This is a genomic window from Nostoc sp. ChiQUE02, from assembly GCF_034531305.2.
In the GTDB taxonomy this organism is placed as follows: Bacteria; Cyanobacteriota; Cyanobacteriia; order Cyanobacteriales; family Nostocaceae; genus Nostoc.
Genome location: NZ_JAVRBN020000007.1, coordinates 167,173 through 194,156 on the forward strand (window position 1 = coordinate 167,173; position 26,984 = coordinate 194,156).

The following is a 26,984-nucleotide window of genomic DNA, read 5'->3' on the forward strand; positions in this document are numbered from 1 at the left end:
ACTTGGCTGGGTAAAGGGGAAAGGTGTTTTATCCGTTCCCCTTTAACCGTTTAACCTTTCCCCAATCCTAACAAGCGCATTTTTGGATTGGCAGACCACTACTAAGGAAAAACTGTTTGTACCAGTGACGATACAATAGCATTCATTGTCTTGCTGCCAAACTTTTTCGTCCTATGCTGCCAGTCATCTATTCCGACGAATTTTTAGATCACAAGACTGGAAAATACCATCCTGAAAAACCAGAACGTTTGAGTGCGATCGCTACTGCCTTAAAAGCAGCTACATTCGCAGATAAAATTGTCTGGCGATCGCCTACATCAGCATCAGAACAGCCATCACTGATGTCTTCGTTGGTTAAAGCACATAGCCCAGCCTACATCAAAAAACTTTGGCAAATCGCCTCTAGTGGCGGTGGCCCTTTGGATGGAGATACGCCAGTTTCTCCACGCAGTTATGATGTGGCATTGTTGGCAGTCAGTGCATGGTTGGATGGAGTTGAGGCTGTGTTAAAGTCGGCTAATCCAGTTTTTGTCCTAGCGCGTCCCCCAGGACACCATGCAGAAAGTGATGCGGGGATGGGCTTTTGCCTATTTTCTAATGCTGCGATCGCAGCATTATTTGCCCTCGAACAACCCGGAATTAACCGCGTCGCCATCCTCGATTGGGATGTACATCATGGTAATGGGACTCAGGCGATCGTCGAAACTGAAGCACGCATCGCTTACTGTTCCCTACATCAGTATCCTTGCTATCCCGGTACTGGAAGATCGACAGAACGCGGCTTTCATAATAATGTCTTAAATTTACCAGTACCCCCTGGTAGTGATATTGAAGTATATCAACCACTATTTGAAACACAAGTCGTACCGTTTTTAGCTAACTTTCAGCCAGATTTACTGATTGTGAGCGCTGGTTACGATGCTAATGCCGCAGATCCTTTGGCAAGTATCAATTTGCAGCCAGAAGACTACGCTTTATTTACTGATTATTGTCTAGGGATAACTCGTAAAATTCTGTTTGGCTTAGAAGGTGGTTACGACTTTGATTCTCTTTCTCAATCAGTTGTAGCGACAATTGAGCGCTGTTTATTTTAGGGATTTCCAGAAATTAAATTATCCAATTTTTAGAGCGAAGACTATGATCGGATTCTTCCTTCCCTGCTTCCTCTTCTTCCTCTGCTCCCCCTGCTCCCCCTGCTTACACAGCGATGGGACATTTTTTTAGTTGGAAGTCCCTTAGGTGAAACCTCGGAATTCCTGATTGAGTAACTTTCGTATATGCACTGAGATCATAGTAATCCTATTTGATTTGTAGCTCAGATTCCCGACTTCTCTCAGAAACCGGGAATCTTTTGTATATTTCCTTGGAATTTCACAACAAAGTCGATAAAAATAGGCAATTTGTGCATATTTATTGTCATGATTCTTTGTGAGTTAGTTGACTAATTTAACAACTATCTTTACGTAATTTTAGGGTGAGACAAATTTTGCTCTAAATCAACCTAAGTAATTTCTTTTACCAACACTCTCTAAAATTCATCAAATCTTCAGAAATAAAAAGTTTGAATGATGTTCTGAAAGAGCTAAAGTTTTGTTAAGATGCAATTGCTAGCAGTTTCTCAGCGAAATTCACCTATCGGTGTGTGGAGAAATAAAAAGTACTAGCAGCACAAATTTCAAAAGGTGAAGCAATGACCACCTACATTTTTTTCGATGAAGCTCTACGGATGTTGACCAACGCCTATTTGTTATCAGGAGTACTGTTAATAGCTGCTTCTGGTATAGGTTTGGCGGTAATTGAAACAATAGAAAAGGCAGGAGAACGCTAAGTTTAGAGATGGCAATGTATTTATTGCCAAAAACCATTGGGTGCAAGTGTTCGCCGTGAATAAATCCTGGGAACACTAAAGCATGAAAGTCTCACAGCGTTGCATTCTTACCTGGAAATCTACCAAAAACACAGGTAACTGTAGCGCTATTGAGACTCTAACCAAGGAGCTACTACAATGGGTCTATTCGACGCTGTGTTGGGTACAGAAAGCCAAACCCAAACAGCACTCAATCCAGCGGAAGCCTTTGCTGTCATTATCTTGACGGCAACAGCCTCAGACGGTTACCTTTCTGTTGAGCAAGCAAATTCTATCACTTATGTGCTGTCTCGGATGAAACTTTTTAAAAGTTATCATCATGAGATGATGAATAGGCTGTTTGACAAAATCTTAGGCATTCTCCAGGGCGATGGTTTTAACGCTTTATTTAATGCAGCAAAAGATTCTCTGTCTCAAGACTTACGGGAAGCAGCCTTTGCAGTAGCCACCGATCTAGTTCTAGCTGAAGGTATTGTAGCTGAAGAAGAAAAAAACTTCTTAAATGATTTATATCAAGCTTTAGGGGTTTCTAGTGAGATAGCAATACAAGTTGTGCAAGTAATCTTAATTAAAAACCGGGGATAGGACGATAGAATATATGCTTAATTAAACTATATAAATAGCTTATAAACAAAGTGTGCCAAAGGAGTTAAGCTTCTTTGGCACTATTTTTGGTGTTATTGTGACTAGGCTTAGATTCCTCATTTCTTCGAGAAGTCGCAAATCTTGTTGTTCAATACAGGGTTGTGCCATAATTCGATTTTCTAATTTTGAACTTTAAATTGTAAATTACTTATGCGTTGTTCTGCCACCCTAGCCCAATTGGTTGAAGTTATTTTGGCTCGGACTGTAAACTTATCTGAAGCTGCTTTAACACAACTAAGTAGCGGTATACAAACAGATAGCCGTTCCCTGAAGCCGGGCGAAGTATTTGTAGCTTTGCGAGGCGATAAGTTTGATGGACATGAATTTGTGCCAACAGCGATCGCAAAGGGTGCTTTAGCTGCAATTGTGGATTTTGAATACGAAAATCCAGGATTTCCTATCTTACAAGTAAAAGATACCCTTCAGGCATATCAAAAAATTGGCAGATGGTGGCGCGATCGCTTTAATATTCCTGTAATTGGCGTTACCGGTTCGGTGGGTAAAACTACAACCAAAGAATTGATCGCCGCAGTTTTGGCAACAAAAGGACGAGTTCACAAAACTTATGGAAATTACAACAACGAAATCGGTGTTCCGAAAACTCTCCTAGAACTTGGCGCAGAAAATGACTACGCCGTGATTGAAATGGCGATGCGGGGTAGAGGACAAATTGCCGAACTGACGCAAATAGCGCGTCCAACAATTGGAGTGATTACCAATGTGGGGACAGCGCATATTGAGTTACTGGGTTCCGAAGAAGCGATCGCTCAGGCAAAATGTGAGTTGCTAGCCGAAATGTCTGCTGATAGCGTGGCAATTCTCAACCACGATAATCCCCTATTAATGGCCACAGCGGCGAAAGTTTGGGCAGGACAAGTTGTAACTTATGGCTTGTCTGGTGGGGATATTCAAGGGCAGTTAATTGATAACGAGACTGTGGAAGTTGCAGGAATCCAACTACCTCTGCCGTTGCCTGGGCGTCACAATGCGACTAATTTCTTGGCGGCTTTAGCGGTGGCAAAGGTTTTGAGGATCGATTGGGAAAGTCTTAAAGCAGGTGTGATGGTGGATATGCCCACAGGGCGATCGCAGCGATTTAGCTTACCCAACGATGTGCTAATCTTAGATGAAACTTATAATGCTGCTCCAGAAGCTATGATCGCTGCGTTGCAATTATTGGCAGACACACCCGGAAAGCGGAAGATAGCCGTATTGGGTGCAATGAAAGAATTGGGAGAGCGATCGCAGCAGTTGCACCAGCGCGTGGGAGAAACAGTGCGAAAGTTGAATTTAGACGGCTTGTTGGTTTTGGTAGATGGACAAGATGCCGAAGCGATCGCCCTTAGTGCCGAAGGTGTGCCATCGGAATGCTTTGCAACTCATGCTGATTTGGTGGCTAGGTTGAAGACATTTGTGCAAGCAGGCGATCGTTTATTATTCAAAGCCGCCCATTCCGTGGGACTAGATCGGGTAGTCAATCAGTTACGTGCAGAATTTCCCAAATGATTCCACTAGAAACCCAACGTCTGATACTACGAGACTTTGTAGAATCAGACTGGCCAGCGGTTCATCAATACGCCAGCGATCGTGAAGTTGTGCGCTATTTGACCTTTGGCCCTAATAACGAAGAAGATACCAAAAATTTTTTGCAAAGAGAGATTTCATTGCAAGGAAAAGAACCCCGTCAGCATTTTGCTTTGGCAGTAACTTTGAAAGCTCAAAAGCAATTAATTGGTATCTATCGTATATCCGTTAAGGATACTATCAATAAAACAGGCTCTATTGGATACTGTTTGTCTAAGGAATTCTGGGGACAAGGATATGCAACTGAAGCTGTAAAAGCAGTTGTATCATTTGGTTTTCAGGAGTTAGACCTACATCGCGTCTTTGCGACTTGTCACCCAGAAAACATTGCCTCAGCACGAGTTATGCAAAAAATCGGAATGCAACAAGAAGGATATTTGCGAGAACACCATTGGATTAAAGGAGAATGGCGAGACTCTTGGCTATATGCCATCCTTGAGCATGAATGGAGAGGCGTCAAAGGATCATTTTCTGGAAATCTTACCCATAGACGCCTGATAGACTTCAGTTGGAAAGACTAGGGCTATTGCTGTAGCGTCTTTGAAAAAGAATTGCTGCAAAATTAGTTACTAAACAGGTGATTGCTAGCCACAGCAAGATATAAGTAGGAGCCATCACCACGCCAATCATGAACCAAGTATATACGTGCAATATCATTACAGAAGCGAAAAAGCTAGCAATTCCAGCAGATTGCCACACTTGATGTGATGGGCGACGTAACGCTACTAGGCTCATCGTTAAAATTGTGACAAGCAAGTTTGCTGGTACGAGAAATGCACAAATACTCACGCAATTGCCACGAGAGAACTCAACTAGGGTGTTAAAATCGAGCATTAATTTGTTGGGATAGATGTTAGCTTTTTAAGAATTTAATTATTTTAAACTAACGAAATCTACATTAACATCTGAGTGAGTAATCACTTTGCAAATATAACATAAATTAAACTATTAAGCTGCGTTTTGATACTACCAATAGTTAGTTAATTATAAAGATTTTGGATAAGTAGGGTGGAAAACACCCACCCTAGCTGAATTAACCTGGTAAAATCACCGTATCGATAACGTGTACCACACCATTATCAGCTTCAATATCTGCTGCTAAAACTGTGGCATTTTTTACTTCAAAGCCATCAGAAGAATCAATTTTAATCGGTGAACCTTCCACAGAATTAACTGTACCGAGTTGTGCCAAATCAGCTTGTAGCAGCTTTCCCGGAACGACATGATACTTTAAAATTCGCGTTAGCTGGGGAATATTTTGTAACAGAGTCTGGATAGTTCCCGCTGGTAACTTGGCAAAAGCATCGTCATTTGGCGCAAAGACAGTGAACGGGCCAGGACTTTTTAATGTTTCTACTAAGCCAGCAGCTTGTACAGCCGCTACCAGTGTTTTGAAAGACTCAGCCGTAACTGCAATATCAACAATATCAGCCATATATCTTACCTAAATCTCTGCAAAAGATTTTAAAGGATAATAAACCTCTTTTAAGTTTTATTAAATAAAATAAATTTCAAAGCAGGTAGTCAATAAACTACATGTAGACGCGTACTCCCCTTCGGACATCACTTTATGATGTTTCAAAAAAAATTCCCTTATAGAAGAAATGTCCGATCGCACGTATGCCATTCTAGGAACTGGAGCATTGGGTGGGTTCTATGGTGCCAGACTGCAAAAAGCTGGGTTAGATGTCCACTTTTTGCTCAAGAGTGATTACGAACATGTAAACAAATATGGTTTAGTGGTGGAGTCCAAAGACGGCGACTTCACCCTTGCCAAAGTTCACGCCTACAACGACGTAGAAAAGATGCCACAATGCGATGTCGTGGTGGTGGCACTGAAAACTACGCAAAACCATTTACTACCAAAGATGTTGCCACCTGTGGTTAAAGACGATGGGGTGGTATTGGTATTGCAAAATGGACTCGGTGTAGAAGAGGAAGTTGCTCAAATTGTTGGTAATGTAACTGTGATCGGTGGGTTGTGCTTTTTGTGTTCTAACAAAGTGAGGCCAGGACATATACACCACCTAGACTATGGGCAGATTACATTAAGTGAATATGCTTATAATTATGAGCCAAGTGAGATAACTGAGAGAATGCAGCAAATTGCTGATAACTTTGAAAGCGCTGATATCTCAATTGAATTAGCTGAAGATTTGCTACTAGCACGCTGGAAAAAGCTGGTATGGAATATCCCCTACAATGGGCTATCTGTGATTCTCAACGCTAGAACAGATGAATTAATGGCGCATGAGTATACTAGCAAGTTAGTTGAACAGTTGATGTATGAAGTAGCAGCAGGGGCGAAAAGTTATGGGCGAACCATCAGCGATCGCTTCATTCAAACAATGCTGGATTATACTGTCAAGATGACGCCTTACCGCCCCAGCATGAAAATTGACTACGACGAAAATCGTCCCTTGGAGGTAGAAGCGATTTTCGGCAACCCATTACGAAAAGCCCAAGCAGCAGGTGTGGATTTATTACAGATTAGCTGTTTATACCACCAGTTGAAGTTTTTGAACGCGAGGGGAAAGGGAGAGAGATAAGGGAGACAATTCTTCACTCCCTATTCCCTCAATTCTTAACGCAGGGATTCAAAAATTACTGCTATTGTAATTAAGCACGACAGGATAATTCCCAATAGAGCAAAAACTGTTGTAAAAGATACAGCAGTATGGGTATGATTTGTAAGATACCTAAACCACTGGATAGAACGTAAGCGATCGCTTAACTTAACTTTTTCGAAAACAGGAAGAATTTCTGAGAGCAATTTTTCATCATTCAGAAGCAATAGAAATTCTGGATAAAATCGGTGCTAAATCAGACTTAGCTGAGGCTTATTATCAGTTGGCATTGACTCATAAAAAAATGGGTGAAATTGCTCAGAATAGGGAAATTTTTGTGCAAGCGATGTCTGCAACGGGCTATGCCTACGCACTTTTTAGCGAAATGTAAGCACCCAGGCAAGTTGAGAAATTACAAACAGCAATGGAGTGTTTTGAAAAATAAGCAATACTAACTATTTGATTTCTAAAATTTAATCTAAATAAGTTAGTTCGTCAGCCACTTGTAACTTCTAGAGATACATCCAGCTTTTCTAATTCTTCCAACTGACATTCTACAGCAAAACGTAGGAAGTATTTGGAGTGATACGTTTAGCGATGGCTGGGAAATTCATGGGGCGATCGCTCCTGGAGAGGTCTGTTGTCTCCATAATATAGATACAAGGCGTGTGATAATTAGAGGTTTTATGTCGCTAACGCTTGAAGACTTGGAACAAATGCAGCAACAGTATCCTGACTTCCGTATGGAACTAGTCAAGGGTAATATTATTGTTATGAGTCCATCAGGATACGAATCAGATGAAGTCGCAGCTGAAATGGTAGCCCAGTTACGTAACTGGGTTAGACCGCGCAAACTGGGACGAACAGCAGCTTCTAGTGCTGGTTTCAGATTGCCAAATTCAGATTTGCGCGCACCCGACGCCTCATTTGTTTTAGCCGAACGCTTGCGTCGCAGTCCGAAGTCTTTTGCTCAATTGGCTCCCGATTTGACTGTAGAGGTGAAGTCCCCTAGCGATAATTTACAGGATCTGAGAGCCAAAATTCAAGAATTTCTGGGTTTGGGAACTAAGGTAGGAATTTTGCTCAATCCAGATGAGCGGATTGTTGAAGTTTACAACTTTGGACAAGAGGCAATAATACTTCGTGATGGCGATATTTTAACAGTTCCCGAACTGCTCCCAGGATGGGAAGTACCAATTGCAGATTTGTGGCCTCCAGAGTTTGACTAGGATAGTGGTAAAAGATCCTACAGATATAAATGGATTGCTATAGTACTGCAAAGCGTAATTCAAAATTCAAAATTCAAAAATAAAACTATCAAGATTTGGGAACTGCCATAGTTATTTAGTCCCTCATCAGCGAAGGGACGGTAGAATATACCTAATTTTCGTAGCTTCAACAGCCAAACTATGACGATGCATTCCACACTCCAACGTGCATTTACTAACCGCCGCGTTCTAAAAGTGATCAGCGGTTTGAATAACTTCGACGCCGCTAGCGTCGCTGCTACTGTCAAAGCTGCTGAATTTGGCGGTGCTACTTTTGTCGATATTGCCGCCGATCCGGGCTTAGTCCAGTTAGCTAAAAGTTTGACAAATTTACCAATTTGTGTGTCAGCAGTAGAAGCAGAGAAATTTGTGCAAGCTGTGACAGCTGGTGCTGATTTAATTGAAATCGGGAATTTCGATTCCTTCTATGCTCAAGGACGCCGCTTTGAGGCTCCAGAAGTGCTAGCGCTGACTAAGCAAACCCGCGCTCTCCTCCCGGAAATCACCCTATCTGTCACCGTTCCCCACATCCTGGAACTAGATCAACAGGTGCAGTTAGCAGAAGAACTGGTGAAAGCTGGAGCGGACATTATCCAAACCGAAGGTGGTACTAGCAGTAACCCAGTTCACCCTGGAACTTTAGGATTAATTGAAAAAGCTGCTCCCACCTTGGCAGCAGCTTTTGAGATTTCCCGTGTGGTATCAGTGCCTGTATTGTGTGCTTCAGGCATTTCTAGCGTTACCGCACCTTTAGCGATCGCTGCTGGTGCTGCTGGTGTTGGTGTTGGTTCCGCCATCAACCAACTCAATAGCGAAATCGCAATGATTGCCGCTGTGCGTGGCTTAGTAGAAGCCTTAGCGACTGCAAATGCAGTAATGAGTTAAGAGTTTGGAGAGACGCGACGCCAGTCGCTACAACGGGGAGCCACTCCGTTGGGCGGCTTTGCCGACTTGAAGGAAGTGGCGTGGGAACCCCCGCAACGCGCTGGCTCATTAATCGCGTCTGTACAAGAGTTAGGAGTTTGGAGAGACGCGATTAATCGCGTCTGTACAAGAGTTAGGAGTGATGAATTGAAGAAATTTATTGATTCAAAACTCCAAAATTTAAACTCCTAACTTCTAATTTCTAATTTCTAACTCATAACTTCTTTCAACGCATAAATCACCTGGTCTTGTTGCTGTTCTGTCAGTTCTGGGAACATAGGCAAAGAGATGACTTCATGGCAAGCTTGCTCTGCTGTTGGTAAGTCCCCAATTTTATAGCCCAGATTTTGATAAACTGGTTGCAAATGTAAAGGGTGAGGGTAGTAAATCATTGAACTCACACCCTGTTCTTGCAATTGACTACGCACCCAATCTCGATATTTGGCGCTAGAACCATTTCGCCCTTCGCCTGATATGCGAATAGTGTATTGATTCCATACCCCAATACCCTCAGGTAATTCTTGGGGCGGAACAATCCCTGGAACTTGACACAGGTACTGGTAGTAATAATTGGCAATATCTCGGCGGCGATCGTTCCAAATACCTAAATAACGTAGCTTAATCTGCAAAATGGCTGCTTGGAGAGCATCCAAGCGGCTATTTACACCGATTTCTTCATGTAAATATCTAATTCTACTGCCATGATCTCGTAGTATCCGCAGTTTAGTGGCGATCGCTGGGTCATTAGTCGTTATTGCTCCGCCATCGCCGCAACCACCAAGATTTTTGGTAGGGTAGAAACTAAAGCAACCAATATGTCCAATACTTCCTACTTTTTGATCGGCCCACATTGCACCTGTAGACTGAGCACAATCTTCAATTACTGACAAATTGTGGGACTGAGCGATCGCCATCAATGATGTCATATCCACAGGTTGTCCAAATAGGTGAACCGGGATAATCGCTTTGGTTTTGGGTGTAATCGCCGCCGCTACTTGCTCTACATCCAGGTTAAACGTAGTAGCATCAATATCAACGAAAACAGGCTTTGCACCCACGGCGCTAATCACTTCAGATGTTGCAATAAAGGTGAAAGGCGTTGTAATCACTTCATCGCCTGCACCAATTTCCAAGACTCGTAACGCTAAGTAGAGTGCATCAGTACCAGAATTACAAGCCACACATTCACTAACAGTATTATAAGCAGCAAACTGTTGTTCAAAGCCTTCAACTAAGGGGCCGCCGATATAGCGACCAGAAGCCAAAACCTCTAGGACAGCTGTACTTACTTCTGCTTCGATGGCGGTGTATTGCTGCTTGATATCAAAGGCAGGGATGGGATTTACACTTTGGATCATGAGTTCTCATTTTATCGGGAGATACAAAGGATGCACTTCGACAGTCAATTTTTGCTGATTGAATGGTTAATCAAAGAGGAGCTACTAAAAGACTATCGCCCAAGATACGCATCTATTAGGGTTTTTACTTAAATTGTGGCGCGGGAAACTACCGCACATTTAATTTACAGATAGTAGGCATACTAGGTGTTTGCCATGTTAAGGTCGTACCATTTTGAATTTTGAATTGATGAAAGTGATATATATCAACCAAGATCCAACACCTCGGATCAAAGTTCCGGGTGTGTGGGCTGCTTTGAGAAGAAAATACCAGGAGAAAGAGAACCCATGCAGGATCTGATCAAGCTGGATTTCGGGGATTTAACTATTGCTGTGGGATTGATGGCGATCGCCATTGGTTTATCTGCCTGGGAAAAATTAGGATTAGAGTTGAACTTAGCCCTTGCTACTGGGAGAACCATCTTACAACTTCTTGTATTGGGATACATTTTAGATTTCATCTTGGCTTTAGACAATGCTTGGGCAGTTTTGGCGCTATTAGCAATAATGCTGACAATTACGGCGATTGTCGCACGAAATCGCATCAGCCAAAAAATTCCTCATGTGTTGCCTTTGGTCTGGGGTGCAATTTTAATTAGTACCGTCTTGACAGTGCTTTACACCAACTTCTTGATCGTTCAACCAGAGAGATGGTATGAACCACAATATATAATTCCCCTAGCAGGGATAGTCTTAGGTAATGCTACCAATGCGGCTGCGATCGCAGGCGATCGCCTTGTCAGCACCATTAATTCCAGCCATCTTGAAATAGAAACTCATTTGAGCTTAGGTGCAACTCCAGAGCAAGCAGTTAGCCAGTACCGCAAAGACGCCATCAGAGCCGGATTGATTCCCACTCTCAATCAAATGATCCTCATCGGTATGGTCGCAATCCCAGGAATTACCACCGGACAGTTGCTAGCTGGTGTGAAACCCTTGGATGCTGTATCTTATGAGATTTTAATTATGTTCATGGTTGCTTTTGCTAACTTGTTGACAACAGTTTTAATCACTAAGGGGTTGTGTCGTCAATTTTTCAATTCCGCCGCCCAGTTGGTGAGGTGAAGAGATTAATCATCATCTCGCCCTGACAGATCAAGAGCAATCAACAATGCTTGGTTCAGTTGAGCGATCGCTTTCTCAGAAAGCGTTAAGAGCAAACGCAATAAGCCTGATTTTGAGAGTACCCGAATCTGATCCGTCATTGCGTAGGCGCAGCCCGCCGCAGGCATCGCCAACGCACCGACCAATTAGTTGAATACGGCAAGTTAACAAAGTCAATTTCTAATTAGCAGCACAAGATGTAGCAGTGAGCGAGAAGTTATGGGGCCACGCAGTGGGTACTTGAGCAACCAGAACCACGTTTCCATTGGCATCCATTACCCATCCTTGGGCTTCCACAATTTGAGTAGGCTCATTGACAGAATTAACTTTTTGCGATTTTTCTTCTGTGTTTCGCTGCGCCTGAACAACCCCTCTTTTCTGAATATCGCCAGCACGATTCTGACTCTCTGGAGAGAGTGTGATCCAATCTGCAAGCACTGCATCAGCTATCAATGGCTCTGTGGGATCGGGTGCTAGTCCTCCACGACCAGTAGCAATCAATGAACTCCTTCCTGTTTTTCCACCAGAATTACAACCAGCGACAATTTGCTGCGAAGCATTAACCAGATTTATGGGCAATTCCACTAATCCTTTACTGGGGTCAGCATCTGGTGAGTTGATTTGTACATTGCCACTTAATGAAGAGTTTTGCTGAGAAAATGCCGTGAGGTCATTTGTTCGGAGGTTATTCGGATTTATTTCTTCTGGATCAAGTCTCTCTACCTCTGCACGAGTGCGGGGCACAAATCCAAAGATGTTTTTAGTGGTGATTGTGATTTTACCACCTGAGCCAGAGAAGGCATTAGCAGTGATATCGCTATTTCCAAAGGGAGCAGCGACGAGGAAGCCATTAGGCGCTTTGATAGTGATACTACCGCCATCTCCGCCAAGCCCTGTCGTACCTGCGTTAGTGGTTATTTGACTTTCGCGACGCATCAGTAATAAATCCCGCACCTGTAGCGTAATATTCCCGCCTAAACCTGACTCGGTTTCAGCTGTAAGTTTTCCTTTGTTGTCCAGAAGTATGGAGCGAGCGGTTATATTTAAATCGCCAGCTTTCCCTAAGTTATTTGGATCTCCGACATAGATTACATTTTTTCGAGCTTGGCTGCTCACAGTTATTGCAGCCCCATCCTTGATAATCAATCGCCCTGTAGTTAGAGTCAAGTTTCCGCCATCTCCAGGCCCTTGAGTTTCAGAAAACAAGCCACTGAGCCTAGAACCATTTCGTGAGGTTCCTATTAGTTCTACAGACTCTGAGGCATTCACCGTCAAATTTCCTGCTTTTCCTGTAGCTGGTGTAAGTCGGTTAAGAATATACCTATATATGCCCTCAGAGCTTGTTGATATTCTTGCCCCTCCTTGGATACGCAACTTTCCAGTGTTAATTGTGATACTGCCAGCGTTTTTATCGCCATAAGTTGCACTAAATAATCCACTGGATATTAAATCACTACCATCTCGGAAGACAGGAATGGAGGTGCCGCCGATTAGTTCTACGGAATCTGAGGCGTTTATGGTCAATTGCCCCTGCAATTGTGCTCCACTTTTGACCACCAACTTCTTAGTATTGACATTTATGTTTCCAGAGTTTGCGTTGGAGAAACTCTGAGTAAACAGTTGCGAGTCTTGTTCAAGTACTACAGACTCTGAGGCGTTCACTGTCAAATTCCCTCCTGGTTGCACTTCAAAGGGATTAACTAGAATTAGGAAACTGCCAGCTACCCGCACAAGCCTGCCTTGCACCTGGATATTGCCGCCACCCTCTCCATGAGTATCTACAGTAGATCGAATTTTATTTAACTGGATTAGTTCGATGTTCTGGAAATTTTGAATACCTTCATATCCAAATGTCCAACCTTGGTTTGTCGGACTTAAACTGACCAGACTATTACCTGCTACGCTTCCTAACTCAACTCTTCCGTCTTTTGCGGTGATATTTCCCCCCTCTAGCGTGATATCGCCGCCTATAAGTGCCAAGGTTTTGCCTTGCTGCACCTGTAGACCAACGCCTTGTCTGAAGATATTAACTGCACCATCTGGTTTGGCTTGGGATTGATTGCGGATGGGAGCCGCAGTTGCGCCGAATTGTAAACCAATGGGAACACTTAGTGTCAGTAAAGGTGTAGTTTGAGGAGATGTAGCACTAAACTTTGTACCATCAGCAAAATTCAAGCTACTCGCCGTACTTGCCACAAATGAACCGCTGATATTTAAAGAAGAATTAGACCCAAAAACAATGCCATTAGGATTAATCAGAAACAGGTTGGCTGTGCCGTTAGCTTTCAGAATGCCATCTATATTAGAAATAGAATTGCCTGTCACCCGACTGATGATATTTTGAATATTTATTGCATTGTTAAAATGCGCTGTCCTTCCCGCAGAGATAGAAAACTGTTCAAAGCTGTGGAACAAGTTTGTTCCACGAACTGCCCCACCATCAATCTGGTCTATAGGCTGACCATCGATTAGCTTTGGTGTAATGATTGAACTTTCAGATCCAAGGGTGTCATCCTTTTGTATTTGGGCTAAGGCAAAACTCTCAAAGAAAGTGAGCACTCCAGCAATTGCTAAAGTACTCACTATTCCTAACTCCCAGCACCAACTGCTTCGGTATCCAGACATTACAAACTTGCACCCAAAAAATAAGACTATATTGACATACTGCTCTTTGCTAATTAGGTATGGTGATACTTAGGATTATCTTTTTAGCCTAACTAGTAAATGCAAAGTTCAGCATTCTTATAATTATTGGAATAAACTTTTTGTAGTACGGAAACTAAATTATTTAGCAGTTACAGCCTAAAGGGCTACCAGTTGAGGGGCAAGGAATACACCATACATTTAAACTTTTAGACAGATTAGTTTTATATTGGGTGCTACCTGGAATTATTTCGATATTGTCCTGTGCTGTAACGCCATAATTCTTAGGTAGATTGATGTTTTGGTCAATTTGAGCAATAGCAGAGTTTGTAGACAAAACTACCGCACCACTTATTGCAATTCCTAGACCTTTAAAGCTGTACCAAAAATTATTCATACTTAATATTGCACCTCTTTGCTTTAGCAAACTTAAGTATGATACATAGGAAGTAAGTCAACTATAGATGACAGATGGCAAAAATTAATATTTTGAAAGTAACGCACCGAGATAAATAGTACGTTACTAAATTATTTAGCAGTTACAGCCGAGAGGACTGCCAGTTGAAGGGCAAGGGATACACCATGATTTTTGCATTAGCACAATTGCCTGTTCTGTTTCTCCTGGGGTTGCTGGCAATAATTCATTAGGTTGCTGTTCATTAACTGCATTACCAGATTTGATTTTATTTGGGTCAAGATTACACTCCCACTGAACGGTCAAAGCTCTATCATCTAATACTCCGTACTTTTGAAGCACTGAGTATAAGTCAGCGTTATGAACGCTTTCAAGTAATTTCTGTTGAATCTCGTCTTTTAACTGCTGTAATGTTTCAGAGTTCATAACTGTTTCCATTTCCTACAGGATGTGTATGATTGTTGATTCGGCTTGGCTAGGAACAATTATGCATAGCGTTACAAAACTTAATATTTTTCTGCTGGATTTACTTTAAGTATTGATGATCTATAAGGGATTTCTAAATAAAACAATATCTAACTACTTGTGCGGTGGGTGTCTCGCCCACCCTATAAGATTGGATAATTTATTTATTGTTAAAAATCTCTAAGATTAAGGTATGGTGGGCTACGCCAACGCATCGACAGCTTAAGTGCCTGTCGTTACTTGCTTCATGCTTCACCAAAATCTAAAATCTCAAATTCCTACAGTTTCATTGCTAATTCTTAATTCCCGTCGTGGCAATACCCTGAATAAACTGACGCTGACCGATGAGGAATAATACCATCACTGGAACTGTCGCTATTGTCACCGCCGCCATCATCAAAGGCCAATTATTCGTAAATTGCTCTTGAAACTCAGCCAACGCCAGCTGCACCGTCCTTAGTTCTGGTCGTGTCGTAAATACCAAAGGCTTAAACAAATCATTCCATTCGCCGATGAAGGTGAACAAAAACAGTGTCACCAACGCCGGACGGGCTAAAGGTAATATCACCCGCCATAAAATTTGTAGTCGGTTCGCCCCATCTATAGCCGCGGCTTCCTCTAACTCCACAGGAATTGTCTGGAAATACTGACGTAACAAGAAAATCCCAAATCCGTTGACCGCAGTGGGTAAAATGAGCGCCCAGTATGTATTTATCAGGTATCCCCACTTCAAAACCAAAAAGATAGGAATCACCAATAACTGAAAAGGAATCACCAAAGTTGCTAAAACGACCAATAGCAGTGCTTGGCGTCCCCGAAACTTCAACCGTGCTAGGGCGTAACCAGCTAAAGCGGAAGTGACAATCTGAAACGCCGTCACAGCGATCGCTACCAAGGTAGAATTAGCAAACGCCAGCAAAAATTTTCCCTGTTGCCATGCAACGCGGTAATTTGCTAAAGACCAGTTATTTTTGGACAAATTTTCTGGGCTGGCGGCGGTTGGTGCAAAGGAGGTGAGAAAGACCACAAACAACGGTAGTAGAACGATAAATGCCCCTAGTAGTAACACTACTAGGCTCAAAAGATTACCAGATTTCAGATTCGGGTTTGGTTTGGACATAACTTGAGCTGCAAAGCATTTGTTTCGCTAGGACTAGAGCATCGCCCCCAGCAACAGTTAATCTATAAACATAGTTACTTGTTAAGTTAAATTAAACCACAGTGATTGTTACCCTCAGTTCATAGGGTAAATTGAATCCTGGTGTCAAATAATTCAGATTTACAGGAGTAAACATAACCATGCAGCAGCTTGCAGACCAATTTAAAGAATTAGACTTCAAAAGCGAAACATACAAAGATGCTTATAGTCGGATTAATGCGATCGTAATTGAAGGGGAACAAGAAGCCCATGAGAATTACATCACACTAGCCCAACTGCTGCCAGAATCTCATGATGAATTGATTCGCCTATCCAAGATGGAAAGCCGCCATAAAAAGGGATTTGAAGCTTGTGGGCGTAATTTGGAAGTCACCCCAGATTTGGAATTTGCCAAGGAGTTTTTCTCTGGACTACACCAAAATTTCCAAACGGCGGCGGCGCAAGGGAAGGTAGTTACTTGTCTGTTGATTCAGTCTTTAATTATTGAATGTTTTGCGATCGCAGCATACAACATTTACATCCCAGTCGCCGATGCTTTTGCCCGCAAAATCACTGAGGGAGTAGTAAAAGAAGAATATAGCCACCTCAACTTTGGAGAAGTTTGGTTGAAAGAACATTTTACAGAATCCAAAGCTGAACTTGAACTTGCAAATCGCCAGAACCTACCCATCGTCTGGAGAATGCTCAACCAAGTCGAGGGTGATGCTCACACAATGGCAATGGAAAAAGATGCTTTGGTAGAAGATTTCATGATCCAGTACGGTGAAGCATTAAGTAACATCGGTTTCACGACTCGCGATATTATGCGCTTGTCAGCCTATGGACTCATAGCCGTTTAAAAGAGTGCTGAGTAACGAGTGCTGAGTGCTGAGTAGATGAAATTCAGAACTCAGAACTCCTAACTCCTAACTCCCAACTCTACTAAATTCCACGCGCTCAAGACAGAATAAGCCTAATAATCACTACATGTTTGGTCTAATTGGACATCTGACTAGTTTAGAACACGCTCAAGCGGTAGCTCAAGAATTGGGATACCCAGAATACGCGGATCAAGGGCTAGATTTTTGGTGCAGCGCCCCACCGCAAATTGTCGATAGTATTATTGTCACCAGTGTAACTGGGCAACAAATTGAAGGACGGTATGTAGAATCTTGCTTTTTGCCGGAAATGCTAGCTAGTCGCCGCATCAAAGCCGCAACGCGCAAAATCCTCAACGCCATGGCCCATGCACAGAAGCATGGTATTAACATCACAGCTTTAGGCGGATTTTCCTCGATTATTTTTGAAAATTTTAAGTTAGAGCAGTTTAGCCAAGTCCGCAACATTAAACTAGAGTTTGAGCGCTTCACCACAGGAAACACGCATACTGCCTACATTATTTGTAAGCAGGTGGAAGAAGCGTCAAAACAACTGGGAATTGATCTATCAAAAGCGACTGTTGCTATCTGTGGTGCAACTGGGGATATTGGTAGTGCAGTTACACGCTGGCTAGATGCGAAAACAGATGTCCAAGAACTTTTGTTGATCGCCCGCGATCAAGAACGTCTCAAAGAGTTGCAAGGCGAACTGGGGCGGGGAAAAATCATGGGTTTGACAGAAGCACTACCCCAAGCTGATGTGGTAGTTTGGGTTGCCAGTATGCCTAAAGGCGTGGAAATTGACTCCACCACTTTAAAACAACCCTGCTTGTTGATTGATGGTGGCTATCCTAAAAACTTAGCGACGAAAATTCAGCATCCTGGTGTACACGTGTTAAATGGTGGAATTGTAGAGCATTCCCTGGATATTGACTGGAAAATTATGAAAATCGTCAATATGGACGTGCCAGCCCGCCAGTTGTTTGCTTGTTTTGCCGAATCAATGCTGCTGGAATTTGAGAAGTTATACACGAACTTTTCGTGGGGACGGAATCAGATTACCGTAGACAAAATGGAGCAGATTGGTCGAGTATCAGTAAAACATGGATTTAGACCGCTGCTGGTTTAGTCATTGGTCATTTGTCATTAGTCATTGGTCATTAGTCATTGGTCATTTGTTATTTGCAAATGACAAAGGACAACTGACAAAGGACAACTGACAAAAGACAAAGGATAAATAACTCATAACTCGTAATTCATAACCCCTACGATGGCAACTACCGAGCGTAAACCGCTACTGTTAGATTTTGAAAAACCCTTAGCAGAACTCGCAACCCGAATTGATCAAATTCGGCAACTTGCAGAAGAAAATGGCGTCGATGTTTCTGGTCAAATTCGTCAACTAGAAGCACGCGCTATGCAACTGCGTGAGGAAATTTTCACTAGTCTATCCCCGTCCCAGCGATTGCAAGTCGCTCGTCATCCGCGTCGCCCCAGTACTCTCGATTACATTCAGGCTATTAGTGATGAATGGATGGAATTGCATGGCGATCGCTGTGGTGGTGACGATCCGGCTTTAGTTGGTGGTGTCGGTCGTCTGAGTGGACAACCTGTGGTGATGTTAGGTCATCAAAAAGGTCGCGATACTAAAGACAATATTGCCCGTAACTTTGGAATGCCTTACCCTGGCGGCTACCGCAAAGCCATGCGGTTGATGGAACACGCTAATAAGTTTAGTATGCCGATACTAACTTTTATCGACACGCCGGGAGCTTGGTCTGGGGTAGAAGCAGAACACCAAGGTCAAGGAGAAGCGATCGCTTACAACTTGCGGGAAATGTTCTGCTTAGATGTGCCAATTATCTGCACAGTCATTGGTGAAGGTGGTTCCGGTGGCGCACTCGGTATTGGCGTAGGCGATCGCCTACTCATGTTTGAACACTCCGTTTATACTGTCGCTACTCCCGAAGCCTGTGCCGCCATCTTGTGGAAAGATGCTGGTAAGGCTCCCCAAGCCGCCGTTGCTCTGAAAATTATTTCCCACGACCTGAAAAAGTTGGGAATTATCGACCAAATACTACCTGAACCCACTGGTGGCGCTCATTCCGATCCTTTAAAAGCCGCTACCACTCTCAAGCAAGTGCTGCTAGAAAATTTGGACGAACTCAATCGTTTAACCGCTCCAGAACGCCGCCAACTGCGCTATGAAAAATTCCGCAAAATTGGTGTTTTTACAGAAGTTGCCCATTAGACACTGGATAATGATTGATTAGCCAAGCAGCAATGCTATAATTGCCTATGTGCTTAAAGATTTTTAACAATCTAGCCATAGGCATTTGCATGTTTGGTAAATCTACTCAACTTGATTGAGTGGATTTTGTATTATTAAGTAATCTAATTTGAGTGTACGGCGTGGTTTTCCAGGCGACTATTTGTTGTCTTCACTGGTAAAACTCACAATCTACCTACTATTGCACTGCATTATAGCAGTTGCTTAATGGAAATCATCAGATTTTTAGATTCCTTTAATCTATCCAAACCGAGAAATGTAAATAATTGGGTGGTAATAGGCTTTGGGAACTGCCAAAAAATTGGGAGACACTATGAGTGTTGAGCAAAAACGACGCGCCCTGATTACAGGGGCAAGTAGTGGAATTGGGAAAGCAACGGCTTTAGCCTTTGCGAAAGCGGGAATAGATGTCGCCTTAGTCAGCCGTTCTTGGGACAAGTTGGAGGCGGTAAGAGAAGCAGTCGAGCATACTGGGGTGGAAGCGAAAGCTTACGCTGTCGATTTAGCGCGGATCTCCGAAGTAAAAGAAAAGATCCAAGCGATCGCCCTTGACTTTGGTGATATAGACATTCTGGTAAACAATGCTGGCATAGCTTATACAGCTACTTTGAGCGAAATCCCCCTAGAAGGCTGGCAGCAGGTAATTGACTTGAATCTTACTAGCGTGTTTCAGTGCATTGTGGGGATTTTACCTTCAATGCGCGATCGGGGCACAGGCACAATTATCAACGTCGCCTCAATTGCCGCCAAGCAACCCTTTCCCGGTTGGGGAGCATACAGTGTCAGCAAAGCTGGTTTGATTGCCCTCTCTCAAACCCTGGCACAAGAAGAACGCACCCACGGCATTCGTGTCACAGCTATCTGTCCTGGTGCAGTCAATACCGAACTGTGGGATACAGAAACAGTCCATGCCAACTTAGACCGTTCCAAAATGTTAACCCCGGAAATTGTGGCTGAGTCAATTCTTTACACGGTTCTGTTACCACAACAGGCAGTTATTGATGAATTGACCCTGATGCCCAGTGCTGGCGCACTCTAATTAGTCCTTATTCCTTAGTCCTTTGTCTTTTGCAAATGACTAATGACCAATGACTAATGACCAATGACTAATGACTAAACCATAACCAAGACTCAATCATGACTATCGCTAGTTCCAACGGTTCCAATTTCTCTCAATCACCTCTAATTCCCGACTTGGCAGAAGCCATAACTCCTAGACCCGATCGCAACACCCATAACGGGCGACAAGCGGATGTGTTCCCGCCAAAAGAGGAACAGCTGGAGGAAATGAAGGACGCCGTGCGGACACTAATATTGGGAGTTGGCGAAGACCCCGAACGCGAAGGACTCCTCAAAACACCCAAGCGAGTGGCCGAAGCAATGCGGTTTCTTACCAGTGGCTACACCCAATCCCTTGAAGAACTCGTTAACGATGCCATCTTTGATGAAGGGCATAGCGAGATGGTATTAGTTAGAGATATTAATTTCTTTAGTCTGTGCGAACACCACATGCTGCCATTTATGGGTAGAGCGCATGTTGCTTATATCCCCAACCAAAAAGTTGTGGGACTAAGTAAGCTGGCCCGCATTGTTGAAATGTATTCCCGTCGCTTACAAGTGCAGGAGAGGTTAACCCGCCAAATTGCCGAAGCAATTCAGACCATTCTGGAACCTCAAGGCGTAGCCGTTGTGATGGAAGCTAGCCACATGTGTATGGTGATGCGAGGCGTCCAGAAACCAGGTTCTTGGACTGTCACTAGCGCAATGGTTGGTGTGTTCCAAGATGAGCACAAAACTCGTGAAGAATTTTTTAACTTAATTCGCCACCAACCAGCGTTCTTTTAAGTGCTGAATTAGAAGTTAGGAGTTAATTTACAACTTATCACTCCTAACTTCTAAGTAAATCAATGTTTTTTAGACTCTGAAATAGAAGTGCTACTTTATCTAAATCCTTATCTCCAGGTGCGCGTTCTACACCACTAGATAAATCAACGCCGCTAGGACTAACCTGACTTAGAGCTTCGACAATATTATCTGCTGTTAGTCCCCCAGCTAAAAACCAGGGGCAATTGGGGTTAAATTGCTCTAGCATTGACCAATCTAAGGTTTTGCCTGTACCACCAAGTTGTTCAGGATGGTAGGCATCAAGTAGTAAAGTATCTACATATTTTGTGTAATCAGCCGCTGTGTCAAGATGCTCAAGACTTCGAATTCTTAAGGCTCTAATAATTTCGACATTGGGTAAAGCTTGACGTAATTGGTAGCAAAAATCTGGTAATTCATCTCCGTGTAACTGGACACCAGTCAACCCAGAATCAACAACTATCTGACTGATTTCAAGGACACTAGCGTTGGCAAAAACACCAATTGTGTCAATATTTGGCGGAAGTTCTGCAACTGCTGCCCGAATTTGCAATGCAGTAACATAGCGAGGTGAGGTTGGTACACAAATAAATCCTAGTGCCGTTGCGCCCAGAGAGGCGATCGCTATAGACTGCTGTGGTTGAGTGATGCCGCAAATTTTAACGCGCATGAAAATCTAACAAATTTAAAATAATCATCGAAAAAGTCTAAACTATCTGTAAAACTTTTGTGCCTTGGTAATTTTATAATTTTGTAGGTCTACATTTTAGGAGACAAAAGCTTGATTTCATCTATTTTACTAGCAGCAGCTGGATCTGTTCCCGCAACACCTGCGTGGAATCCTACAGTAGGGATCATCATCAGCATCAGCAGCTTAGTAGTGCTTTTGCTAAGTACTAGGATTGAAAAACCCTTAGTTGGCCCCAAGCTCCCTATCCTGCCCGTCAGCATTCCAACATTTGTTGGTGCGATGGCTTTCGGTCATATTATCGGCATTGGTATCGTTTTAGGACTGACTAACATCGGTCGTCTGTAGTTTTGCGATGACAGAGGCGTTATAAGTAACGCCGCGATCAATACAAAACTCCTAAAAACGATTTTGGTTCTTTCTCCAGCAAGATAACTCATAAGCATTAGCCAGTCAGCTTTTGTGTAGTCACTCTAACTGATGAGGGAGGTATTAACCTTCCCATTGAGAGAGGATTCAACTACTTCATCAGCTGAGGATTTACGTGGCTTTAGAGATGGGATTAATCCCCTCTCTAAGACTTATTCAGTTAATTCATGCAGGAGAAAGAACCATGATGTCATCAATGTTATTAGCAGTCCAAGCCACTGTACCCAACACTGGCACCACATGGAACTGGACTGAAGCGGCAATTATTAGTGGCGCTTGTCTATTATGCCTTTTGATTATTCCTCGGACAATTCGCTATCCTCATGTTGGACCTAAGATGCCTTTGCCCTTTCCGTCGCTGTTCAATAATCCCAGTGTCGCTACATTCCTCGCCGCAATGAGTGCCGGTCACCTGATTGGTGTTGGTACGGTTTTGGGATTGACTAATCTCGGCATTATCTAAACTTTATTTTTCCCAGCTGACTACTAGGGAGTGGAGAGGCAGAGGGGCAGAGGAGTAGAGGCGATAATTCCTAACTCCTAACTCATCATTCCCAATGCTCAATACAACTCTTGGAGAGGCTGCGCCCTAAGCGTAGCTATGCCGGAGGCTTTACGGCTTACCTCGGCTTCTCTGCGAGACGCTACGCGTTAGCGGAGCTTTCGCTTTAGCGATACGCTCGGCACGAGCCGCTCAGTACAAGTGCCCCATTCCCCACTCTAGAGTTTTGCTCACAAGCATTAATTGTCTATTCTAGAAATAAGAGCATTTCATAACTCGGCACTACCGAATTGATGTTCAGAAATATATGTATAAGTTTATACGCAAATATTGCAGTAGAGGAACTACTGGCGATATCTAGTTTTAGGACAATGTAATGCAAACAAATTGGAAAATTGGGTATTTATTTGGAATTCCCTTGTTTTTAGACCCGTTATGGTTTGTAATTTTAGCGTTGGCAACTCTCAACTTTGGGGTAGCTTATCAGGAATGGGGAACTGTTATAGCTTGGAGTGCTGGAATAGTCATGGCACTGTTGCTATTTGCTTCGGTGTTGCTACATGAGTTGGGTCATAGCTTAGTAGCCCGATCGCAAGGCATTAGAGTTAATTCAATTACCCTATTTATGTTTGGCGGGATTGCTGCGATTGAAGAAGAATCTAAAACTCCTTTCAAAGCCTTTCAAGTAGCGATCGCTGGCCCATTGGTGAGTATCATACTATTTTTTCTGCTCCGGCTGATAGTTATCGTGATCCCTGATACTAGTCCACTCAGTGTAATGGTCGGAGATTTAGCGAGAATTAACTTGGTGGTGGCTCTATTTAACCTGATTCCCGGTTTACCTTTAGATGGGGGGCAAGTGTTAAAAGCAGCACTATGGCAAATAACAGGTAATCGTTTTCAAGCTGTACACTGGGCTGCAAAGGCTGGGCAAATATTGGGTTATGCTGCGATCGCTTTAGGATTTGTTGTAGATTTTTTGACTAGAGAGTTAGTACTTGGTTTGTGGATTGCGCTATTAGGTTGGTTTGCTGTCCGCAACGCCAACACCTATGACAATGTGACTACATTGCAAGAAAGCCTACTCAAAGTGGTGGCAACCGATGCGATGACTCGTGACTTCCGCGTTGTTGATGCTGACCAGACATTACGTTCCTTTGCCGATTTATACCTCTTAGAAACCGCTCCCTCACAGGTTTATTTTGCTGCATCTGATGGACGTTACCGGGGTCTAGTTTCCATTGACGATTTCCGTTTAACCCAAAGGAGTGAATGGGAAACCCAAACTTTACACAACATTGTGCATCCGCTTACAGAAATACCTACTGTTGGGGAATCAACATCAATAGCTGAGGTAATTAATAAGCTAGAAAATGAGCAGTTACCTCGAATTACCGTGCTTTCTCCCGCTGGTGCTGTCGCTGGTGTAATTGATCGAGGAGATATCGTGCGGACATTGGCACAAAAGTTAAATTTGCGGATAACCGATACTGAAATTAAGCGCATTAAGGAAGAAGGAAGTTATCCACCTGGGTTGCAACTGGGAGTAATTGCGAAATCAACTACAAATTAAGCGTCACACCTTCGTCATAGGTTTGCAATAGACACGTCAAAAGCATGTGTGATATTTAATTTGGTATTTGGTTACAAAATGCTTTTTTTGGGTAAAAGGTAGGATTTCCTACCTTTTTTTATTTCTAAGAATGTAGCTTGCCGCTCTGAGATTGGGGAATTACGAATTATTTGGAGCAAATTTATCTAAGTCCAACTTGAGAGTAGGGATTACTGACGGCGAATTTTTAGTTACCAAATCTCCACTAATTGCCCAAGGCTGGCGATCGCTTCAGAATAATTGGGAAATTATTAAAACTTAAAGTTTAAAGTGAGTAAAATGTAAGTACGTGATATACTACGTCTCTCACTTACCCTGGTTTTATGGCACTGCCAATTGTTGCAATTATCGGACGCCCAAATGTGGGCAAATCCACCCTGGTTAATCGACTCGCCGGGGAACAAACGGCGATTGTCCATGATGAACCAGGAGTGACACGCGATCGCACTTATATGCCAGCTTTCTGGAATGGTCGCGAATTTTTAGTGGTAGACACTGGTGGTTTAGTTTTTAATGATGATACCGAATTTTTACCACTGATTCGCCAACAGGCAATGACAGCGCTTGCAGAAGCGTGTGCCGCTATTTTTGTAGTAGATGGTCAAACAGGCCCCACATCGGCAGATTTAGAAATCGCCGAATGGATGCGTCAACAACGTGTACCTGTGCTACTAACTGTAAATAAATGTGAATCTCCAGAACAAGGCTTAATGCAAGCAGCCGAATTTTGGGAATTGGGATTGGGCGAACCTTACCCCATCTCCGCGATTCATGGCAGTGGTACAGGAGAGTTACTCGACGAGTTAATAAATCATATACCTGCTATTGAAGACATCCCAGAAACTAATGAAATCAAAGTAGCAATTGTGGGACGTCCGAATGTGGGCAAATCCAGCTTACTCAATTCTTTTGTTGGGGAAGAAAGGGCAATTGTCAGCCCAATTTCCGGCACAACCCGTGATGCTATTGATACCGTAATCGAACGAGATGGACAAACCTACCGTTTGATTGACACCGCCGGTATTCGCAAAAAGAAACACATAGAATACGGCACAGAATTCTTTAGTATTAACCGTGCTTTCAAAGCTATTCGCCGTGCTGACGTGGTTTTATTAGTAATAGATGCCGTAGATGGAGTCACTGAGCAAGACCAAAAATTAGCTGGGCGGATTATCGAAGAAGGTCGAGCCTGCATCATCGTCGTGAATAAGTGGGATGCCGTCGAAAAAGACTCTTACACAATCTACGACTACGAAAAAACTCTGCAATCACGGTTACATTTTACTGAATGGGCAGAAACAATCTTTGTGAGTGCCTTGTCAGGACAACGGGTAGAAAAAATTCTCGAATTGGTGAAAACAGCGGCTGAATCACACAAACGCCGTGTCAGCACATCAGTTATTAACGAAGTCTTAACAGATGCCGTCAGTTGGCATTCACCGCCAGCATCCCGTGGTGGGCGTCAAGGCAAGATTTACTATGGTACACAAGTAAGTAGCCAACCACCAACGATCGCTCTATTTGTCAATGATTCCAAACGCTTCAACGACAACTACCGCCGCTACATTGAACGCCAATTCCGGCAACAGCTAGGATTCAAGGGCACGCCAATTATTTTACTATGGCGGAGCAAAAAAGTTCGTGATGCCGAAAGTGGTAACGTTAATAGAGCAACTCGCGTCAAATTGAGTTAAAAGAGACGCGATTAATCGCGTCTATACAGGAGTTATGAGTTAAAGTCAAAACTTCTAACTATTAATTATTAACTCTTAACTCTAAAATGGATTTATTGCGATCGCTGCCACTTGGACTTTATTTAGAACAACCCCAAACTTGGCTGCATAAAATCGATCCACGAGTCAAGTTCGCCTGGTTGATGAGTTTTCTAACAAGCTATGTTTTGGCTAACAACTTTTGGCGTGTATTGCTAGTGGTGGCATTGATTCTTGCCACCTTGATTGCTAGAATTCCCCGACGAGTATGGCAGCAGCAAATGGGTTGGCTGTTAATGCTATCGTTTTTTGTGTTAGCGATCGCAGCTATCAGTCCTGATGGAATGGGTGTAGATTATCAGCCACGCCTGCCAGCTAATGAACAAATATTAACCCAGCCAGCAAACTCTAATAATCTTGTTCAAGAGCAAGTAGTTGAAAACAAAAAATACAGCTACGTGCTATTTCACAAAGGCCCAGTCAAAGTGACTCGCCGCTCCTTGGACTTGGCAGTACGCTTGAGTACAATTATATTTACCGTGATTTACAGCACCAACCTGTATCTGCTGACAACCGCACCAGAAGAAATTACATCTGGAATAGAAAGCTTAATGCAACCCTTGCGACGCTTCAAGTTGCCTGTCACAGAAATTGCTTTAACTTTAACCTTGTCCTTGCGCTTTATCCCCCTAGTTTTAGAAGAAGTGCAAAATTTATTTCGCTCCGTGATGACGAGGGCAATTAATTGGAAAAAGCTGGGATTGAAAGGAGCATTCAAGGTTTGGATGACAGTCGCAGAGAGATTGTTAGAAAATCTGCTCTTACGAGCCGATCAAATGGCGAATGCAATGATGGTGCGGGGTTTTACCAGTCCCAATGAGCATCGAGTGCAGTGGCACGACTTAAGATTAAAAGGGCGTGACTGGCTTGCTATTGCAACTTTAATCTTATTCTGGGGAATACGGCTAGCTATAGGAACTCAGGTCTAATTTT

The 26,984-nt window shown here is 43.1% G+C and carries 29 protein-coding genes; 20 read left to right on the forward strand and 9 right to left on the reverse strand.

What is annotated here, in order from left to right; genetic code table 11:
* Window positions 1-173: 173 nt before the first annotated feature.
* From RM347_RS09995 to RM347_RS10015, 5 genes are all read left to right on the forward strand, one after another.
* Window positions 174-1,094 carry a histone deacetylase family protein gene (locus tag RM347_RS09995; protein ID WP_322716278.1) on the forward strand — a complete coding sequence of 307 codons (921 nt, stop codon included), beginning with the start codon at window positions 174-176 and terminating at the stop codon, window positions 1,092-1,094.
* A 596-nt stretch (window positions 1,095-1,690) separates the two neighbouring features.
* A complete protein-coding gene (locus RM347_RS10000) occupies window positions 1,691-1,828 on the forward strand; it encodes a hypothetical protein (RefSeq protein WP_190889848.1) in 138 nt (45 codons plus the stop codon).
* 177 nt (window positions 1,829-2,005) lie between these two features.
* Window positions 2,006-2,452, forward strand: coding sequence for a tellurite resistance TerB family protein (locus tag RM347_RS10005; RefSeq protein WP_322716279.1), 447 nt, complete (start codon window positions 2,006-2,008; stop codon window positions 2,450-2,452).
* A gap of 210 nt (window positions 2,453-2,662) precedes the next feature.
* Window positions 2,663-4,018: a UDP-N-acetylmuramoyl-tripeptide--D-alanyl-D-alanine ligase gene (locus RM347_RS10010; RefSeq protein WP_322716280.1), complete on the forward strand. Its 1,356-nt coding sequence runs from the start codon at window positions 2,663-2,665 to the stop codon at window positions 4,016-4,018.
* Window positions 4,015-4,617, forward strand: coding sequence for a GNAT family N-acetyltransferase (locus RM347_RS10015; RefSeq protein ID WP_322716281.1), 603 nt, complete (start codon window positions 4,015-4,017; stop codon window positions 4,615-4,617). Before RM347_RS10010 ends, RM347_RS10015 begins: the two co-directional genes overlap by 4 nt.
* Here the strand turns inward: RM347_RS10015 and RM347_RS10020 are convergent.
* Both RM347_RS10020 and RM347_RS10025 read right to left on the reverse strand, forming a co-directional pair.
* The gene (locus RM347_RS10020; RefSeq protein ID WP_322659546.1) at window positions 4,601-4,930 is read right to left on the reverse strand and encodes a hypothetical protein; all 330 of its coding nucleotides are present in this window, start codon (window positions 4,928-4,930) and stop codon (window positions 4,601-4,603) included. The genes RM347_RS10015 and RM347_RS10020 overlap by 17 nt on opposite strands.
* A 199-nt stretch (window positions 4,931-5,129) precedes the next feature.
* Entirely contained in the window at window positions 5,130-5,531 is a 402-nt protein-coding gene (locus tag RM347_RS10025) for a fasciclin domain-containing protein (protein WP_292871282.1), read from the reverse strand.
* A 169-nt stretch (window positions 5,532-5,700) separates the two neighbouring features.
* Here RM347_RS10025 and RM347_RS10030 point away from each other — a divergent pair, with 169 nt between their 5' ends.
* From RM347_RS10030 to RM347_RS10040, 3 genes are all read left to right on the forward strand, one after another.
* Window positions 5,701-6,645 carry a putative 2-dehydropantoate 2-reductase gene (locus RM347_RS10030; protein WP_322716282.1) on the forward strand — a complete coding sequence of 315 codons (945 nt, stop codon included), beginning with the start codon at window positions 5,701-5,703 and terminating at the stop codon, window positions 6,643-6,645.
* A 704-nt stretch (window positions 6,646-7,349) separates the two neighbouring features.
* A complete protein-coding gene (locus RM347_RS10035) occupies window positions 7,350-7,892 on the forward strand; it encodes a Uma2 family endonuclease (RefSeq protein WP_322716283.1) in 543 nt (180 codons plus the stop codon).
* A gap of 180 nt (window positions 7,893-8,072) precedes the next feature.
* A complete protein-coding gene (locus RM347_RS10040) occupies window positions 8,073-8,816 on the forward strand; it encodes a DUF561 domain-containing protein (RefSeq protein ID WP_322716284.1) in 744 nt (247 codons plus the stop codon).
* A 248-nt stretch (window positions 8,817-9,064) separates the two neighbouring features.
* Here RM347_RS10040 and RM347_RS10045 read toward each other — a convergent pair whose 3' ends face one another.
* A complete protein-coding gene (locus RM347_RS10045) occupies window positions 9,065-10,213 on the reverse strand; it encodes a DegT/DnrJ/EryC1/StrS family aminotransferase (RefSeq protein WP_322716285.1) in 1,149 nt (382 codons plus the stop codon).
* 327 nt (window positions 10,214-10,540) lie between these two features.
* Between RM347_RS10045 and RM347_RS10050 the strand changes: the two genes are divergently transcribed.
* Entirely contained in the window at window positions 10,541-11,317 is a 777-nt protein-coding gene (locus tag RM347_RS10050) for an ABC transporter permease (RefSeq protein WP_322716286.1), read from the forward strand.
* A gap of 5 nt (window positions 11,318-11,322) precedes the next feature.
* Here RM347_RS10050 and RM347_RS10055 read toward each other — a convergent pair whose 3' ends face one another.
* The 5 genes from RM347_RS10055 to RM347_RS10075 all read right to left on the reverse strand — a co-directional run bounded on the left by RM347_RS10055 (window position 11,323) and on the right by RM347_RS10075 (window position 15,999).
* The gene (locus RM347_RS10055) at window positions 11,323-11,484 is read right to left on the reverse strand and encodes a hypothetical protein (protein ID WP_322716287.1); all 162 of its coding nucleotides are present in this window, start codon (window positions 11,482-11,484) and stop codon (window positions 11,323-11,325) included.
* 52 nt (window positions 11,485-11,536) lie between these two features.
* Window positions 11,537-13,981, reverse strand: a complete 2,445-nt coding sequence (locus tag RM347_RS10060; protein ID WP_416211868.1) for a filamentous hemagglutinin N-terminal domain-containing protein — start codon at window positions 13,979-13,981, stop codon at window positions 11,537-11,539.
* A gap of 163 nt (window positions 13,982-14,144) precedes the next feature.
* Window positions 14,145-14,396, reverse strand: a complete 252-nt coding sequence (locus RM347_RS10065; protein ID WP_322716289.1) for a hypothetical protein — start codon at window positions 14,394-14,396, stop codon at window positions 14,145-14,147.
* 135 nt (window positions 14,397-14,531) lie between these two features.
* Complete coding sequence (locus RM347_RS10070) at window positions 14,532-14,840, reverse strand: hypothetical protein (protein ID WP_322716290.1); 309 nt, start codon at window positions 14,838-14,840, stop codon at window positions 14,532-14,534.
* A gap of 331 nt (window positions 14,841-15,171) precedes the next feature.
* Window positions 15,172-15,999, reverse strand: a complete 828-nt coding sequence (locus RM347_RS10075; protein ID WP_322716291.1) for a carbohydrate ABC transporter permease — start codon at window positions 15,997-15,999, stop codon at window positions 15,172-15,174.
* 179 nt (window positions 16,000-16,178) lie between these two features.
* On the opposite strand from RM347_RS10075, the gene RM347_RS10080 reads away from it, so the two are divergent.
* From RM347_RS10080 to folE, 5 genes are all read left to right on the forward strand, one after another.
* Window positions 16,179-16,877 carry an aldehyde oxygenase (deformylating) gene (locus RM347_RS10080; RefSeq protein WP_322716292.1) on the forward strand — a complete coding sequence of 233 codons (699 nt, stop codon included), beginning with the start codon at window positions 16,179-16,181 and terminating at the stop codon, window positions 16,875-16,877.
* A gap of 127 nt (window positions 16,878-17,004) precedes the next feature.
* Window positions 17,005-18,024, forward strand: coding sequence for a long-chain acyl-[acyl-carrier-protein] reductase (locus RM347_RS10085; protein WP_322716293.1), 1,020 nt, complete (start codon window positions 17,005-17,007; stop codon window positions 18,022-18,024).
* 141 nt (window positions 18,025-18,165) lie between these two features.
* The gene (locus tag RM347_RS10090) at window positions 18,166-19,146 is read left to right on the forward strand and encodes an acetyl-CoA carboxylase carboxyltransferase subunit alpha (RefSeq protein WP_185586002.1); all 981 of its coding nucleotides are present in this window, start codon (window positions 18,166-18,168) and stop codon (window positions 19,144-19,146) included.
* Window positions 19,147-19,498: 352 nt separating this feature from the next.
* Complete coding sequence (locus RM347_RS10095) at window positions 19,499-20,224, forward strand: SDR family oxidoreductase (RefSeq protein ID WP_322716294.1); 726 nt, start codon at window positions 19,499-19,501, stop codon at window positions 20,222-20,224.
* 98 nt (window positions 20,225-20,322) lie between these two features.
* Complete coding sequence (gene folE, locus RM347_RS10100) at window positions 20,323-21,030, forward strand: GTP cyclohydrolase I FolE (RefSeq protein ID WP_322716295.1); 708 nt, start codon at window positions 20,323-20,325, stop codon at window positions 21,028-21,030.
* A 43-nt stretch (window positions 21,031-21,073) separates the two neighbouring features.
* On the opposite strand, the gene RM347_RS10105 is transcribed toward folE, so the two are convergent.
* Window positions 21,074-21,718, reverse strand: a complete 645-nt coding sequence (locus tag RM347_RS10105; RefSeq protein ID WP_322716296.1) for a phosphoribosylanthranilate isomerase — start codon at window positions 21,716-21,718, stop codon at window positions 21,074-21,076.
* A 111-nt stretch (window positions 21,719-21,829) separates the two neighbouring features.
* Between RM347_RS10105 and psaK (RM347_RS10110) the strand changes: the two genes are divergently transcribed.
* From psaK (RM347_RS10110) to RM347_RS10135, 6 genes are all read left to right on the forward strand, one after another.
* On the forward strand, window positions 21,830-22,084 hold the full coding sequence (gene psaK / locus RM347_RS10110) for a photosystem I reaction center subunit PsaK (protein WP_322716297.1): 255 nt from the start codon (window positions 21,830-21,832) through the stop codon (window positions 22,082-22,084).
* A gap of 265 nt (window positions 22,085-22,349) precedes the next feature.
* Complete coding sequence (gene psaK, locus RM347_RS10115; RefSeq protein WP_322716298.1) at window positions 22,350-22,628, forward strand: photosystem I reaction center subunit PsaK; 279 nt, start codon at window positions 22,350-22,352, stop codon at window positions 22,626-22,628.
* Window positions 22,629-23,043: 415 nt separating this feature from the next.
* Window positions 23,044-24,240 carry a site-2 protease family protein gene (locus RM347_RS10120; RefSeq protein ID WP_322716299.1) on the forward strand — a complete coding sequence of 399 codons (1,197 nt, stop codon included), beginning with the start codon at window positions 23,044-23,046 and terminating at the stop codon, window positions 24,238-24,240.
* A 151-nt stretch (window positions 24,241-24,391) separates the two neighbouring features.
* Entirely contained in the window at window positions 24,392-24,541 is a 150-nt protein-coding gene (locus RM347_RS10125; protein ID WP_322716300.1) for a hypothetical protein, read from the forward strand.
* A gap of 61 nt (window positions 24,542-24,602) precedes the next feature.
* On the forward strand, window positions 24,603-25,973 hold the full coding sequence (gene der, locus RM347_RS10130; RefSeq protein WP_322716301.1) for a ribosome biogenesis GTPase Der: 1,371 nt from the start codon (window positions 24,603-24,605) through the stop codon (window positions 25,971-25,973).
* Window positions 25,974-26,059: 86 nt separating this feature from the next.
* Window positions 26,060-26,980, forward strand: a complete 921-nt coding sequence (locus RM347_RS10135) for an energy-coupling factor transporter transmembrane component T family protein (protein ID WP_322716302.1) — start codon at window positions 26,060-26,062, stop codon at window positions 26,978-26,980.
* Window positions 26,981-26,984: the final 4 nt, after the last annotated feature.